At 68.9% G+C, this 13,696-nt stretch carries 15 protein-coding genes; 4 read left to right on the forward strand and 11 right to left on the reverse strand.

Translation table 11 applies throughout. The annotated features are described in order from the left end of the window. Positions 1-122 precede the first annotated feature (122 nt). Positions 123-1,166: a hypothetical protein gene (locus AB0K21_RS37990; protein WP_343972372.1), complete on the forward strand. Its 1,044-nt coding sequence runs from the start codon at positions 123-125 to the stop codon at positions 1,164-1,166. A gap of 17 nt (positions 1,167-1,183) precedes the next feature. Here the strand turns inward: AB0K21_RS37990 and AB0K21_RS37995 are convergent, their stop codons facing one another. From AB0K21_RS37995 to AB0K21_RS38030, 8 genes are all read right to left on the reverse strand, one after another. After that, the gene (locus AB0K21_RS37995) at positions 1,184-1,957 is read right to left on the reverse strand and encodes an alpha/beta fold hydrolase (protein ID WP_364157009.1); all 774 of its coding nucleotides are present in this window, start codon (positions 1,955-1,957) and stop codon (positions 1,184-1,186) included. A 68-nt stretch (positions 1,958-2,025) separates the two neighbouring features. Further along, a complete protein-coding gene (locus AB0K21_RS38000; protein ID WP_364157012.1) occupies positions 2,026-2,805 on the reverse strand; it encodes a DUF6069 family protein in 780 nt (259 codons plus the stop codon). 5 nt (positions 2,806-2,810) lie between these two features. Then, on the reverse strand, positions 2,811-3,809 hold the full coding sequence (locus tag AB0K21_RS38005) for an RNA polymerase subunit sigma-70 (RefSeq protein WP_364157015.1): 999 nt from the start codon (positions 3,807-3,809) through the stop codon (positions 2,811-2,813). A gap of 768 nt (positions 3,810-4,577) precedes the next feature. Further along, the gene (locus AB0K21_RS38010) at positions 4,578-4,763 is read right to left on the reverse strand and encodes a hypothetical protein (RefSeq protein WP_343972384.1); all 186 of its coding nucleotides are present in this window, start codon (positions 4,761-4,763) and stop codon (positions 4,578-4,580) included. Between the two features lie 1,536 nt (positions 4,764-6,299). Beyond that, the gene (locus tag AB0K21_RS38015) at positions 6,300-6,731 is read right to left on the reverse strand and encodes a hypothetical protein (RefSeq protein WP_364157018.1); all 432 of its coding nucleotides are present in this window, start codon (positions 6,729-6,731) and stop codon (positions 6,300-6,302) included. Positions 6,732-6,993: 262 nt separating this feature from the next. After that, positions 6,994-7,749, reverse strand: coding sequence for an SDR family NAD(P)-dependent oxidoreductase (locus AB0K21_RS38020; RefSeq protein WP_364157021.1), 756 nt, complete (start codon positions 7,747-7,749; stop codon positions 6,994-6,996). Positions 7,750-7,812: 63 nt separating this feature from the next. Further along, positions 7,813-8,220: a MarR family transcriptional regulator gene (locus AB0K21_RS38025; RefSeq protein ID WP_364157023.1), complete on the reverse strand. Its 408-nt coding sequence runs from the start codon at positions 8,218-8,220 to the stop codon at positions 7,813-7,815. A 78-nt stretch (positions 8,221-8,298) separates the two neighbouring features. Further along, positions 8,299-9,507 carry an esterase-like activity of phytase family protein gene (locus tag AB0K21_RS38030; protein ID WP_343972395.1) on the reverse strand — a complete coding sequence of 403 codons (1,209 nt, stop codon included), beginning with the start codon at positions 9,505-9,507 and terminating at the stop codon, positions 8,299-8,301. A 118-nt stretch (positions 9,508-9,625) separates the two neighbouring features. On the opposite strand from AB0K21_RS38030, the gene AB0K21_RS38035 reads away from it, so the two are divergent. Further along, positions 9,626-10,090, forward strand: a complete 465-nt coding sequence (locus AB0K21_RS38035; protein ID WP_343972397.1) for a MaoC family dehydratase — start codon at positions 9,626-9,628, stop codon at positions 10,088-10,090. 1 nt (position 10,091) lies between these two features. Here the strand turns inward: AB0K21_RS38035 and AB0K21_RS38040 are convergent, their stop codons facing one another. Both AB0K21_RS38040 and AB0K21_RS38045 read right to left on the reverse strand, forming a co-directional pair. Beyond that, positions 10,092-10,727 (reverse strand): response regulator transcription factor, encoded by a 636-nt coding sequence (locus tag AB0K21_RS38040; RefSeq protein WP_343972399.1) that lies wholly within the window; start codon positions 10,725-10,727, stop codon positions 10,092-10,094. After that, a complete protein-coding gene (locus tag AB0K21_RS38045; protein ID WP_364157026.1) occupies positions 10,724-11,851 on the reverse strand; it encodes a histidine kinase in 1,128 nt (375 codons plus the stop codon). The genes AB0K21_RS38040 and AB0K21_RS38045 overlap by 4 nt, the downstream gene beginning before the upstream one ends. Positions 11,852-11,982: 131 nt before the next feature. Between AB0K21_RS38045 and AB0K21_RS38050 the strand changes: the two genes are divergently transcribed. After that, the gene (locus AB0K21_RS38050; RefSeq protein WP_343972405.1) at positions 11,983-12,537 is read left to right on the forward strand and encodes a hypothetical protein; all 555 of its coding nucleotides are present in this window, start codon (positions 11,983-11,985) and stop codon (positions 12,535-12,537) included. Between the two features lie 68 nt (positions 12,538-12,605). Here the strand turns inward: AB0K21_RS38050 and AB0K21_RS38055 are convergent, their stop codons facing one another. Continuing rightward, a complete protein-coding gene (locus AB0K21_RS38055; protein WP_364157029.1) occupies positions 12,606-13,235 on the reverse strand; it encodes a nitroreductase family protein in 630 nt (209 codons plus the stop codon). A gap of 103 nt (positions 13,236-13,338) precedes the next feature. Between AB0K21_RS38055 and AB0K21_RS38060 the strand changes: the two genes are divergently transcribed. Continuing rightward, the gene (locus tag AB0K21_RS38060; RefSeq protein WP_364157032.1) at positions 13,339-13,638 is read left to right on the forward strand and encodes a helix-turn-helix domain-containing protein; all 300 of its coding nucleotides are present in this window, start codon (positions 13,339-13,341) and stop codon (positions 13,636-13,638) included. Positions 13,639-13,696 lie beyond the last annotated feature (58 nt).

Consider the following 13,696-nt stretch of genomic DNA (forward strand, 5'->3'; position numbering starts at 1 on the left):
GCGTGTGGCCGAGGAGGGCGGTTCGACGGCAGACGGGACGAGCAGGCGGCTGTGCCGCGCGCCACGGAGCCGTCGTGCGGGGTGTTACGCGGATCTTATGGCCGGGCTGAGAGCGTCCGGCCATGTCCGAGAACGGAACCGTTCCACCGGGGAGGCCCTGGCCGATCCTCCTGCCGGGTCAGGCCGCGGTCTTCGGGCTGGCCGTCTTCCTGCTGGACCGCGCCGCGAGCGGGGTGGTCGCGGAGAGGGCCGCAGTCACCGTGCGGGTCACCGAGGATGCGCGGGCCGAGCTTGTGCGGTACGGGGAGAGCGTCGTGGTGGGCGGGGCCACGAGCTTCCTCCTGATCGCGACGATCCTCCTGGTGCCCGTGGCCGTTCTGCTGCGGTGCGGTTCGCGCCGCGCCGCAGCCGCCGGCCTGGTCACCATGGGGCTGCTCACGCCGCCGTACCTGGCCGGCCTGGCCGTCGTGGCCTTCACCACCGATCCGGTATCGGGCATCCAGGCCGGCTTCATGTCATCGCAGACCGCCGATCTCCTGAGATCGTGGCTGCCCGGCTGGTACGCCCCGGCTCGCACGGCCCTGCCGGGTGCGGCGGTCATGGCCTGGCTGACGAGCGTGTTCCTGCTCAGCCGGTCGGCGGCTGTGCGGTGGCGGGCCGTACCGGCCCCCAGGGCGGTGCCCTTGCTGCTGGGGCATCTGCCGCTGATCGGGGTGCTCGTCACGGTGTTCGGTTCCGTCGCGATCGGCCAGACGGAGCGGCTCGCCCACCAGGAGGCGCGGGCCGCCGCGGGCGAGTACGCGGGCGCGGGACTGTTCTACCTGGAGCATGCCACCGGGACCGTCTGGCGGTATGCCGTGCTCCTCGCCGTCGCGGGAGCCCTCGCACTGATGCTGGCCGCCGTCGTCCACCGCACCGGAATCCGCGCGCCGCTGCTGGTGGTGCACGGGATGGCGGGCGTCCCCCTGCTGCTCCTGCTACTGGTCGTGTCGTTCGCCACCCCCTTCGCGGTGAGCGGGGCCGCCGATGAACCCGTTCCTCCGGTTCTCGGTTCCGGACCGGAGTGGTACTTCCCCGCTCTCCTGACCCAGACGTTCCTCGGGGCCTTCGCCTATGTCACGGCCACGGTGCTGCTGATCAGGGGCGACCGGGCCGCGCAGGGGTGATTCGGGAGAGGGCCTTGTCAGACGGCTCCACCGAAGAAGTCGGCCAGTGCGGGGGCCAGCACGTCGTCGGACACACCGTGCCACTCGCCCTTGAGGGTCAGGTGGCGGCCCCGGGGAAGGGCCGTCGCCGCGTCCGCGGCCCAGCCACGCAGGCGGTCGTCGCTGGACTCGCTGTTGACGACCAAGGCAGGCACGGTGACGGACCGGAGGCTGTCGTGGGAGAGGGCCGTGGTTATCCGGCTGTCGTAGGCGAGCGTGTGCGCGATGCCCTCCAGCAGCGGGAAAAAGGGGGCCCGGCGCATCTCCGCGGTTATCTCGGCGGGGACACCGATGCCGGTATGGAAGTGCTCGACCGCATCGGCCCGGCGACCTGCGGCGACGAGCTCGTCGATCTCGGCTGCGAGGTCGTCCTCCCGCGGCTGGTCGAGGACGATCGGTGGTTCGAGGAGCGAGAGCATCGAGATCGGCAGCCCGGCTGCCGCGCCGAGCAGGGCCAGGACCGCGCCGGAGGAGAACCCGTGGACGAACGCCGATCCTCCGCCCGCCTCGATCACGGTCGCGAGGTCCTCCACCTCCCGTTCCACCGCGTACGGCGGGGTGTCACCACTCTCGCCGCGTCCGCGCCTGTCGTAGGTCACGACGGTGAACCTGTCGGCAAGGCGTTCAGCGAGGGAGCTCATGGGACCGAACCCGCGGAACCCGCCTGCCGCGTCGACCAGTACGAGCGTCGGCCCTGTTCCCGCCTGCTCGAATCCGATCCGCGTGCCGTCGCGTGACGTCACCGTGGCCATGGGCGATCCCCTCGTTCGGCGATCTCCGACGCTACAGAGCGCCACCGACAAATCCGCGGACCGGATGCTCATTCCTGGGTCGAATGCTCCGAACGTGACAGCATTGTGGTTCGTGAATCGGTCCGGGTGCGGAGGCTCCGCGCCAGGGTGGGGATCATCACCGCCGCAGGGACGAGGTGTAGCCCGAGGAGGGCGGTGGCGGTGGCGGTGTCCGCCCCGGAGAGGAGGGGCGGGACCAGCGAGATCGCGGTCAGCGACACTGCCGTCCACGCGAATCGCTCGGCGGGGCGAGCGCTCCAACGAAGAAGAGCGACGGCAATGACGACGCCCACGACCGAGAAGAAGCCGGTCACCACGGCGAAACCGGGCAACGGGATCGTCTCGCCACCATCGGGGACCTCGAAGTCGATGCCGACGGCCTGGGCAAGCGCGGCGGCGAGGGTGGTGGTCACCATCGCCGCGAGCGAGGCAACGAAGCCGGTGCCGGCGAGCCCGCGGAGCCGACGGGTGTGGCTGGTCCGGCCCGATGCCGGGCCTGCGACGACCCCGGTGTCATTCCTACTGTTCATGTCATCCTCCATCATTCGGTGACCGGTGTGGGGGCGTGTGACGGTCCTGGCCCTGGGGGTGACGATGCGCACCCTCGCCGTGCGACGGCCGGGGTTCCGCAGGGCGCGGACGCCGGTGCCCCGGAGCCAGAACCCGGCGTCGCGTTCGAGGACCGGCCCGGGCTCGCCGTCGCGCAGCTCCAGCTGCACCCGGCCGCGGGTGACGACGCCGAACGCGTCGCACCACTCGGCCGCGACCACCGCGACCCGCGCGCCACCTCGCAGCGCGAGCGTCCGCACCGGGACTACTCCGTGCCGTCCGCCGGCAGGCGCTCCGGCAGCCCGAGCCGCGGGAACCGGTCGTCGTGGAACGTGACGATCTCGGTGATCGCCCCGTCGGTGACGCGCAGGACGTCGATCGTCAGCGGCAGATAGGCGCCCTCCTGCTTCCGCCAGAGGTAGAAGGCGACGGCGGGCTGCCGGTTCACGGAGGTGAGGACGGCGCGCAGGTGCTTCATGCCCTCGAAGCCGCTCTCGACCCATTCGTTCACCACCGTGTCGCGGCCGACGTACAGGCCCGGCGTGGGCGGCATCGAGCAGCGGACGTCGTCCCGCAGCAGTGCGGCGAGTCCGTCGACGTCCGTGGCCACGCTGGCGTCGGCATAGCGGCGCACCAGCTCGCGCGTCCCGGAGTCCTCCTCGCCGCCGGTCCAGTCCTGCCGCTCGGCGGGCAGGTGCTCCCGCATGCCGGCGCGGGCCCGCTGCAGCGCGCTGTTCACGGAGTTGACGGAGTCCCCGAGGAGCTCCGCGACGTCCTTCGCCGGCCAGCCGAGCACGTCCCGCAGGATCAGCACGGCCCGCGGGCGCGGCGCGAGGTGCTGGACTGCGACCAGATACGCCAGCTCGATCGTCTCCCGCGCGACGGCGACGGTCTCCGGCTCGTCCGCGCCGTTCGCGGGCAGCTCGTCGAGCAGCCGGTCCGGGTAGGGCTGCAGCCACAGCACCTCGCCGCCGGTCGCAGGCTCCGGGCGGCACTTGGCGAGCAGGTCCAGGCAGGCGTTGGTGGCGATCCGGTACAGCCAGGCCCGGAACGTCGACCGCCCCTCGAAGGTCTCCCGTCGCCGCCAGGCACGGAGGAACGTCTCCTGCACGGTGTCCTCGGCGTCCTCGAACGACCCGAGCATCCGATAGCAGTGCACGTGCAGCTCCCGCCGGTGCCGCTCCGCCAGCCCCGAGAACGCCGGCTCGTCGACCTCGCCCAGACCGCCCCCGCCCAGCTCCTCCAGCCGCGTGTTCGCACTCATCACGTCATCCTTCCGCCTCGTCGTGTCCCGTCGTAGGTGTGACGGGTACAGGCGCGACAACTCATCACCAGGGTCGGTCGGCATGGCTGATCCGGTGGCGGAGCACGACGCGCGGTACGGCGAGGGGGGCGCGACCGCCTGGCGCGTGCCGGGGTCGCCTGGCTCACGACGGCGCGGCGGGCACTGACGTACGGGCACGGCACGAGGTCCACCGAAAAGGATGGGCTTGATCTTGGAGTCGAGACCCGGCCCACCTGGGGAGATGCGCGCCCGAAGGGATTCGCGCCCGGGCGCTGTCGCGTTACCGGATCGGCGGAGAGGCCAGGCCCGCCGGCTACCAGTCAGATCGCTTCGGCGAGCTTGGTGAACGCCGAGGCGACCCGCGGTGCGGGACGGGCGTCGACGCCGAGGTCGTGGTGGGCGCGGCGCAGATTCTGGACGAAGGCGTGGCCGGCGATCACGGCTTCGCGGTCCGGTCAGTTCGTGGGCCGCGCATCGGTCTCAGCCGGCGCCTCAGGCGACCGTGATCAGCTTCGATCGGGTTGTTCGCGTACTGAGCCTTTTCATCCGGCCGGCGTTCACCTCCGTGAGGAGGGCGCTGGGTGGGTCGCCGCGCACGAGTGACATCGAGCGCGGCAACCCACCCTTTGAATCGCTGTCACCTGGCTCGGGCACCACACGGGTCCCAGGAGCTCGTGCCCCTGCTGAGCAGGGGCACGACCTCTGGCCGGTGAACGCCGTGGAAGCATGCCGCCTCTTCGCCGCGGGCTACACGCACCCGATGGCTCCGTACGAGCTGACGAGGCCCATGGCACCGGTGGTGCAGACAGATCCGGCGAGGCCGATGGGAGCGGCGGAGTAGACATGTCCGCTCAGGTCGGTGGGCACGGCGGAGTAGACATGTCCACTGAGACCGGCGGGTGTGATGGCGCAGACGGGTTGGAGAGCGACCATGGCGCCGGTCAGGCCGACGCATCCGCTGGACGGGGGCGTGGCGAGCCCTGCCAGGGGTGCCGCACCTGCCGGGCCTGTCGCGCCCCTGGGTCCTGCCGGGCCCGGAGGTCCTGCGGGGCCTCTAGGTCCTGCTGGTCCCGGGAGTCCTACCGGCCCTGACAGGGGCGTCGCACCCGCGGGTCCCGCCGGGCCCGTGGCGCCCCTGGGTCCTGCGGGACCCGTCGCACCTCTCGGCCCTCCCGGTCCCGCCGGTCCTCCTGGTCCCATAGGTCCTGTTAGACCCATCGGTCCCGCCGGTCCTCCTGGTCCCATCGGCCCTGCCGGTCCTCCCGGTCCCATCGGTCCTGTGGGCCCTGCCGGTCCGGCCGGCCCTCCTGGTCCTGCCGGTCCTGCCGGTCCCATCGGCCCCGCGGGCCCTGGAGGTCCTGCGGGTCCTGGAGGTCCTGCAGGTCCTGGGGGCCCCGCGGGACCTGGAGGTCCTGCGGGTCCGGGAGGCCCTGCGGGCCCTGCCGGTCCTTCGGACGCGTTGGTGGAACTGGTAGCAGTGGGGCGCCCGGTAGGCCTGCCGGGGGTGGTCAGATCGATCACCCTGGGTTCGTCGCGCTCGTCGTCGCGCTCGTCGTCCTGGTCGCGATCTCTGTCGAAGGCGGGCTTGACGCCCCGGTCGCAATCGTCCCGGTCACCGCCGCCACCCCCACCCCAGCCTCGATCCCCCCAGCCGCGACCGCCAGGGCACCCGCAGCGACGGCCCCTGCGGCATCCGCAGGAGCGGCACGGGCGAAGAATGGGCTTCTCACCGTTGTGCACGGAATGTTGAAGACGGGCTTTGCCCCCGTTGCCTCCGTTACCTCCGTTGTCGCCGTGAGGTGCGAACAGAATGCTTGCGTTGTCGGCGGTGGCGCTCGCCGGCACCTGGTTCGACGACATCACGAGGATGCCTGCCATCGCCGCGACGGCCAAAGCGCCGGCACGCTTGCCGGAATGGGCTGGCGCCCACTTGCTCCTACGAGGAAGCACGTTATTTCCCCATATCTTTACTAATTTCGAAAATACCCTTATCCGTCGTGCAGCCACGGAAGTGACGACGGAACAGGAGATACCCGGGGCTTATGGGGATAACGCTCCGGCATAGTTGAGGAAGAGCAAATAAGCGGTACTGTGCAGAAAAACCTATACCTCATCTACGGTTTAGTCAGATTTAGGATGATTATTCGGTCGTAGTGTTTTATAGGAACTCTTGTGATGTCCGACGAATGGGGAAAGGTGATGAGATTGGAGGCGGAAGGGTGGGACGGCTCAATACCGATGATCAACTATATATATTCCTGGAAAACGTGTTTTCTCATGGTTCGGCGGTATAGCCATATGTAACTTCGCGCTTTAAACAACAGCGTGTGTCGTACCGGTGTGAACCGGTACGACACACATGTCTTTCCTGCTCCTGTTGTGGGTGACCGCTCCTGCTCGTCATGCCGTGCCGTCATCGGACGGGTTCCACTCGGTGGCGTACCACCTGTCGCGGTCAGGTGACAGGGATTACTTGTCGCGGATGATGATCTCCGGGAATGACGGGTCGTTCTGAAGATCCCTCATCATTCTTTCCGAGCGCGTGAGACGCTCGCGCCCGGGTCCCGCGTTCTCGTTGAAGTCGTTCCCGCCCCGGCGTCCGCGGTAACGGTCGTAGGGGCGGTCCTGGTGGCGGTGCGGCCTGCCCCGCCATCTGTCCGAGGGCCTCTCCTCGCGGTACTGCCGGCGGGAGGGGTTGGGGTAGGGGGAGAGACGGCCGTCGAGAGTGCTGTCGGCATTCAGCTGTGAGATCGAGCCGAGCGCCTGGACCTGCCCGATGGCGGCGTTGGCCGGTGCCTGGTTCGACGTCATGAGGATGCCGGAGACTGCCGCGATGGCGAGGACGCCCACCCGCCTGCCGGAGATCGGCCCCGGTGTCCGTCTGCTCTTTCGAGGAAGCACGTTATTTCCCCATCTCGTTTCTGGTTCCGAAAACATCTGATATCCCTCACTACCTCATAAGCGGCAGCAGCTAGGAGATACCCCTCGGACCGTGAGATAGCTCATTGAAACGGTTGAGGCAGAGCAAATAAATGGCGCCCTGAAGGCCGATGGGAGTTTATCTATTGTTATTTACGGTTTTGTCGTAGTTGTTCGTACGTTATGAGAGGCGGGTTGTGAGGAATTCCAGGCGGATTCCCCGGAGGGCGGTCCCGAGATGAGGTCAGGCGCCGCCGGTCACCGAGATGACCTGCCCGGTGATGCCGGTGTTGGCGGCCGATCCGAGGTAGACGACCGCGTTGGCGACCTCGGCGGCCTCAAGCAGGCGGCCGATGGGGGCCCGCTCGCTGTACAGGTGGCCGACCGCCTTGGCCATCGCCTCGTTCCGTGCGGTCCTGGTGAAGCCCGGCAGGACGACGTTGGACAGGATGTCGCCGTCGCGGCCGAGGCTGAAGGCGACCGACCGGCTGAAACCGTGCAATGCCGCCTTGGCGGCCCCGTAGTACTCGCCACCGGACATGCCGTCGACCGCGATGCTGGACGAGATGTGCACGAGCCTGCCGAAGTGTCGCTCGCGCATGAGCGGAGCGACCAGCCTGGTCAGCCGGACCGCGCCCTCGGTGTTGCGTCGCAGCACCTCCGTCCACTCCGCGTCGGCGATGTCCTCGAAGGTGCTGCCCGGCCCCGGCGGGCGCCCGCCCCACCGCACGGCGTTGTTGACCAGCACGTCGATCCGGCCAGTCCATTCCAGGGCGGTGGCCACCAGGGTGGCGGCCGAGCCGGGGTCGCCCAACTCGTACGGGGCCACCAGGGAGCGTTCGCCGATCTCCTTGGCCACCGCCTCGGCGTCGTCGCGCGAACCGTTGTAGGTGAGCACCACATGAGCTCCCTCCGCCGCGTAGCCGCGGGCGATCTCCCTGCCGATGCCACCCGAGGCACCGGTCACCACCACGGTGCGGCCGTTCAGTCCCAAATCCATGCGAACTCCTTAATGGATTAACTAAATGAACAAGGTCCTACCAGGGATTTCGGTCATACTTGATCACTTCAGGAGTTCGACGGCCCTGCGCTGGGCCGGCGTCAGGCCGGAGAGCCAGGCGGTCTCGGCGGCACGCCAGATCTCGGTGACCGGACTCTCCAGTGCCCTGCCCGCCTCGGTCAGCCAGATCCGCTGGATCCGGGCGTCCGGGTCGTCGCGCCGCCGTACCACCAGGCCCTGTCTCTCCATGCCGTGCAGCACCTGCGTGACGTTGGCCGCGGAGACCTTCGCCTGGCCGGCGAGGGCGCTCTGTGACAGACCGTCCTCGCGCCAGAGCAGAGCCAGGTAGAGCTCCTGGCCCAGACGCAGTCCCAGCTCCTCCAGACCCGCTGCGATCTGGCGCTTGTGCGAGCCGAGCCGCACGAGCATCGCGTACATGGTGCTGTCCAGCAGGGAGTAGCCGTCCTCCATGCCGTGAAAGATAGTTAATGGGTTAATTAGTGTCAACGGCGGGCCCTCCCCTGATCGGAAGGGAGGGCCCACGGGCTGTTACCGGTAGACGCGGGGGTCGGCCAGGAGCGGGTGCGACAGGCGCACGGTGATGAACTCGTTGTCGTCGGGCCGGCCCGGGGTGCGGCCGGCGGAGAACGGGAAGTTGTTGTCGTCGAGCACGCCCAGGGTCCGGTCGTCGAGGATCACCACGTCCTCGATGGTCTGGAACGGGAACCTGAAGGTCTCCCCGAACCCACCCAGGCCGTGCGGGTTGGCCAGGTCGAGCAGGTCGGCGACGAGGGTCTTGCGCAGGTCCGCGTGACGGATGTCCACCAGGTAGATGCGCTTGGTCCTGGCCGCGTCCCCCTCAAGGTTGTCGCGCTCGATGACGAGGAACCGGTGCCGGTCGACCGCGATCATGTCGCCGATCGCATTGTCGGGGCTCTCCAGCCTGTAGGTCCAGCGCTTGCCGGTGTAGGCCCGCTTCCGCAGGTCGAACTCGTTCATCCGCAGCGTCCCGGCCTCGTCACCGGTCACGGTGCCCTCCAGCAGCGGGTACAGCGTGCGGCCGTCGACCGAGCGGGCCATGCCCTCGAAGCCCTTGCTCCGTCCCAGGTTGGGTTGCTCGCCGCCCAGGGACGGGTTCTCCGGGGCCTTCACGCCGGGCAGCGGGATCGGTGCCTCAAGCAGCTTGCCGGTGGCGGAGAAGTGCAGCAGGAACGGGCCGAACTCGTCCCCGATCCAGTAGGTGCCGTCGGAGGTCCGTACGATCGACTCCACGTCGAAGTCCGCGCCGGTCAGCTTCCGGTCCGCCCGGGTCAGCGCCCAGCCGACGTGACCGTCGGGGTCGCTCAGGTCGAATCCGCCGAGTACCGCGACCTTGCCGCGCTTGAAGTCGGGCTTCACCCGGTGCACCCGCAGCAGGAAGTCCGCACTGTTGGCCTTGCCGCCGTAGCCGTTGTCCGACAGCACGTCGAAGGTGCCGTCCTGCCGCCGCACGATGCCGCTGAAGCCCTGCACCGGCTGTCCGGAGAACGGCGGGGTCACCCCGTTGACCGGGGTCGTGCCGAGCTGCGCCCCCGACGGCTCGCTGCCGGGTACGAAGGTCAGCGCGGGCAGGGAGGCGAACCCGGTCAGGGTGGCACGCCCGAACTCGGAGCGGCCGGACCTGTCGGAACCGGGCTGTCCGGGGTCGGCCACCGCCGGTGCGGACACCGCCAGTGCCAGTACGGCCGCGCCGATGGTGATCGTCATACGTCGTCTCATGGCGGGCACGCTAGGGAACCAGGATGAACGGCCGATGTTGTGCCGCGGGCCGTACAGCGAAAACAGTTGATGTGCTTGGAGCTTCTCGCCGCCCCCTCAGCGGAATAAAGTTCCAGACATGAGGATTTTTGCCAACATCACCGAGCTCAAGACCGCCGTCGGGGAGCATCTCGGCTACACCGAGTGGCGTGAGATCACCCAGGAACAGGTCAACCTGTTCGCCGACGCGACCGGTGACCACCAGTGGATCCACGTGGACGTGGCGAAGGCGGAGCAGGGGCCGTTCGGCGGCACCATCGCCCACGGGTACCTGAGCCTGGCGCTGCTGCCCTCGTTCATGATGGAGCTGTTCCAGGTGGGCGGCCTGGCCATGGGCATCAACTACGGGCTCAACAAGGTCCGTTTCCCCTCGCCGATCCCGGTCGGCGCGCGGGTCCGTGCCGGTGCCGAACTCGTCGACCTCAAGGGCACCCCCTCGGGCTACCTGTCGAACATGCGGTTGACCGTGGAGGTCGAGGGCAAGCCCAGGCCCGCCTGCGTCGCGGAGACCCTCTCGCTGTACGTCCCGGCGGAGAACTCCTGAGTCACCTCTCCGTGGAGAGCTCCTGAGCCAGGATCGCGGCCTGGACGCGACTGCGGAGACCCAGCTTGTTCAGCAACCTGCTGACGTGGGTCTTCGTCGTCGCCTCCGCCATGTCCAGCTCCACGGAGATCTCCGTGTTCGACAGGCCCCGGCCGATGCAGGCCAGCACCTCGCGCTCACGCGGGGTGAGGCCGCCGATCTCGTACGGCCTGCGCGCGGGGACCGACGCGCCGAAGGCTGAGATCAGCCGCCGGGTGACCGAGGGGGCGATGAGCCCGTCGCCCCTGGCCACCACCCGCACCGCGTCCACCAGGGCGTCGGCGTCGGTGTTCTTCAACAGGAACCCGGCGGCTCCGGCCCGCAGCGCCCCGAAGACGTACTCGTCGATATCGAAGGTGGTCAGGATCAGCACGTCGGCGATCCCGCTCAGCGCGCGCGTCGCGGAGATCCCGTCGAGCTTCGGCATCCGGATGTCCATCAGCACCACGTCCGGACGGAGCTCGGAGGCCATCGCGACGGCCTGCTCGCCGTTGGCGGCCTGGCCGACGACCTCGATGTCGTCGTGACCGTCGAGAATGAGGACGATCCCGGCGCGGACCGCCGCGTGATCGTCGGCGACGAGGACCCGGATGGTCACGTGCTCTCCAGAGTGGGCAACTCGGCGCGGACACGCCAGCCGTCATCATGCGGTCCGGCCTCGAAGACGCCGCCGACGAGGTTCGTGCGCTCCCGCATGCCGATGATCCCCGCGCCCGCGCCGGGCAGCCCCCGCCCCGCTTCGCCCACCGGGTTGTCCACGGTCAGCGTGACCAGTCCCGGCAGATAGCCGATCACCACGTCGGCGGCCTTGCCGCCATGCTTGAGCACGTTGGTCAGCGACTCCTGGACGATCCGGTAACCGGCCAGATCGACCGGGGCGGGCAGCTCCCTGGCATCGCCGTCCACCCGCATCCGCACGTCAAGCCCCGCCTCCCGGGCCCGCTCCGCCAGTTCTTCCGCCTCGGCCACCCGGCGCCGGATCGCCTCCGGCTCCTCGCCGTCCTGCCGGAGCAGCCCGATCATGGCGCGCATCTCGTCCATGCCCTCGACGCTGTTCTCCCTGATGGACTCCAGCACCTTCCGTACGGTCTGCGCGTCCAGATCCCGGCGGGAGAGGACGGCGGTGGACTGGATGGCGATCGCGCTGAAGTGGTTCGCGATCATGTCGTGCAACTCCCGTGCCATCCGGGCCCGCTCGGCCTGCACCGCGGCCGCCCGGTCCAGCTCCGCCAGCCGCGCCACCTGCTCGGCCCGCGCCCGTTCGGAGGCCGCCTGGTCCTCCAGCTGTCTTATGATCATCGCGGTGAGGACGGGGGTCACCCCGACCAGGCCCGTCTGGACGAGGAAGACGGTGGCGGCGGCCCACTGCCTGAACAGGACCCCGGCGACCACGCCCGCGACAACGGCGATCACCGAGGTGATGCCGAGCATCCACCTGCCCAGCTCGCGGGGACCGTACCTGACCCCCGAGTAGAGGTTGTCGGTGACGATCAGGAGCGTGCCCAGCGACGGGCCCATGGCGAAGTCGCCGACGAAGGCCACCCCTCCCAGCCCGAGCGCCAGCAGCGGCCTGCTCCGCCGTACCGCGACCCCCGCACACGAGATCGCCAGCGGCCCGGCGAACAGCGGGGCGGCGGCCCATCGGTGCTGGTAGGCGCCCGCGGCGAGCAGCAGCAGGCCGACAACGAAACACGCCACGGCCCACAGCGCGTCTCGTCTCATGCCTCTCATCTCACCACCCCGATACGGCTCACCGGAACGGTGCAGGGAGGACCGACGGTACATAGAAGGATGTACACCGGTTCATCAGTCCCGACGATGTCCCGGGCCGACCGATCCGCGACCGTGGACTCATGATTCTGGCCATCATCGTCGGCTGCGAGATCGGATTCTGGATCCTGCTGGGGCTGGGTCTCGCCTCACGTTACCTGTGGGGCATGCGCCGGCTCAGCACTGCGCTGCTGCTGGCGGTCCCGCTGCTCGACGTGGTCCTTCTCATCGCCTCCGTCGTCGACATGCGCGGCGGTGCCCAGGCGGACTGGCACCATGGGCTGGCCGCCGCCTACCTCGCCTACTCGGTCGTCTTCGGCCACCGCACGATCACCTGGGCCGACGCGAAGTTCGCCCACCACTTCGCCGACGGCCCCGAGCCGTGGCGGCCCCCACCCGGCGGCATGGCCAGAGCCCGCTACGAGTGGGGAATCTGGCTTCGGATCGTCCTCGCGTACGGCATCGCCTGCGCTCTGCTGTTCGGCCTGATCCTCATCATCGGCGACCCGTCACGGACCACGGCGTTGAACGCTTTCATGGTCGGTGCGCTCAAGATCCCTCTGATCGCTGTGCTCTGGCCGCTGAGCTACACGTTGTTCCCGAAGAAGGTCGGCGTCGCCGACGATCCCAGCAGCTGACCCCGCACATCGGTCGTGGTGTCACCGGCGATTCCAGCGGGTTTGAAGATCGCTCCCCGGAAAGGATGTCACCAGCGATCCCAGTGGGTGACCTCCTCCATCGGCACCCGCCGCGCAGGCTTGAAATCGGTGCCGATGGTGTAGGCCAACGGGACGAACGCCACCTGCATCACCTTCCCGTACGGGATGCCGAGCACCTGGGCGGCCTCCCGCTCCAGTCGGAGCGGCCCCAGCCAGGCCGTGCCCAGCGACCTGGCCCGCGCGGCCAGCATGAAGCTCCAGACGGCCGGCAAGATCGAGCCGAACGTGTTGGCCTGCTCGTGCACGCTCGTCCCCTCGGTCCGCCCGGCGATGCACGGGATGAGGAACGCAGGCACCTGGTGGATGTGCCGGTACAGGTGATCCGCTCCCTCCCAGACCCGCTCCATCGAGCCCGGGAACGCGTACGCCCGCCGCGCGTCCTCCTCCGGCATCGGCGTCCCGGGCAGACGCATCCCCTCCCGCCACAGCGTCGCGATCCTCTCTCGCTGCTCCCGCTCGGTGACCACGACGAAGTGCCAGCGCTGGCGGTTGCGCCCGGTCGGAGCCTGTACGGCGAGCTTGAGGCACTCCTCGATGAGCTCGCGAGGGACGGGCCGGGTGAGATCCAGTCGCCTGCGTACGGCCCGGGTGGTGGAGAGCACGTCGTCGGGAGTCATCTGGCCGCCAAAGGTTTCGATGATGGTCGAATTGTCATATCCGATTGTGCCGACGAATTTTGATGTTTGTCAAAGTCTCGAATTCCTTGGCTAGGATCGACCCATGAGAGCCCTTCACCATCCGGACGTCTCCTCCGTCACCCTCCCCACCATGCTGAACGCTCTCGCCGACGAGGTCCGACTCTCGGTCGTTCGCCAGCTCGCCGAGGCCGGAGGCGTGGTCTGCGGCCAGTTCGACGTCCCGGTGAGCATGTCGACCCTCTCCCACCATCTGAAGGTCCTTCGTGAGGCCGGGCTCCTCCGCGTCACCCCCGAAGGCAGCTTCCGCCGCCACGAACTTCGCCTCGCCGAGATGGAGATCCGATTTCCCGGTGTCCTCTCCTCGATCCTCCGGTCCGCCTGACCTTCTGATCCAGGGCCTGTCGCGCCGCCCGACCTCGGCGCGGAGCCTCGATCGCGAA

Origin of the sequence: Streptosporangium sp. NPDC049248 (assembly GCF_040678965.1) — a bacterium.
Taxonomy (GTDB): domain Bacteria; phylum Actinomycetota; class Actinomycetes; order Streptosporangiales; family Streptosporangiaceae; genus Streptosporangium; species Streptosporangium fukuiense.

Bases quoted from the DNA above. Each gene is read 5' to 3' on its own strand.
- AB0K21_RS37990 (WP_343972372.1), top strand. From the start codon at position 123: ATGTCCGAGAACGGAACCGTTCCACCGGGGAGGCCCTGGCCGATCCTC.
- AB0K21_RS37995 (WP_364157009.1), bottom strand. From the start codon at position 1,957: ATGGCCACGGTGACGTCACGCGACGGCACGCGGATCGGATTCGAGCAG.
- AB0K21_RS38005 (WP_364157015.1), bottom strand. From the start codon at position 3,809: ATGAGTGCGAACACGCGGCTGGAGGAGCTGGGCGGGGGCGGTCTGGGC.
- AB0K21_RS38010 (WP_343972384.1), bottom strand. From the start codon at position 4,763: ATGGTCGCTCTCCAACCCGTCTGCGCCATCACACCCGCCGGTCTCAGT.
- AB0K21_RS38020 (WP_364157021.1), bottom strand. From the start codon at position 7,749: ATGGATTTGGGACTGAACGGCCGCACCGTGGTGGTGACCGGTGCCTCG.
- AB0K21_RS38025 (WP_364157023.1), bottom strand. From the start codon at position 8,220: ATGGAGGACGGCTACTCCCTGCTGGACAGCACCATGTACGCGATGCTC.
- AB0K21_RS38030 (WP_343972395.1), bottom strand. From the start codon at position 9,507: ATGAGACGACGTATGACGATCACCATCGGCGCGGCCGTACTGGCACTG.
- AB0K21_RS38035 (WP_343972397.1), top strand. From the start codon at position 9,626: ATGAGGATTTTTGCCAACATCACCGAGCTCAAGACCGCCGTCGGGGAG.
- AB0K21_RS38045 (WP_364157026.1), bottom strand. From the start codon at position 11,851: ATGAGACGAGACGCGCTGTGGGCCGTGGCGTGTTTCGTTGTCGGCCTG.
- AB0K21_RS38050 (WP_343972405.1), top strand. From the start codon at position 11,983: ATGATTCTGGCCATCATCGTCGGCTGCGAGATCGGATTCTGGATCCTG.
- AB0K21_RS38055 (WP_364157029.1), bottom strand. From the start codon at position 13,235: ATGACTCCCGACGACGTGCTCTCCACCACCCGGGCCGTACGCAGGCGA.
- AB0K21_RS38060 (WP_364157032.1), top strand. From the start codon at position 13,339: ATGAGAGCCCTTCACCATCCGGACGTCTCCTCCGTCACCCTCCCCACC.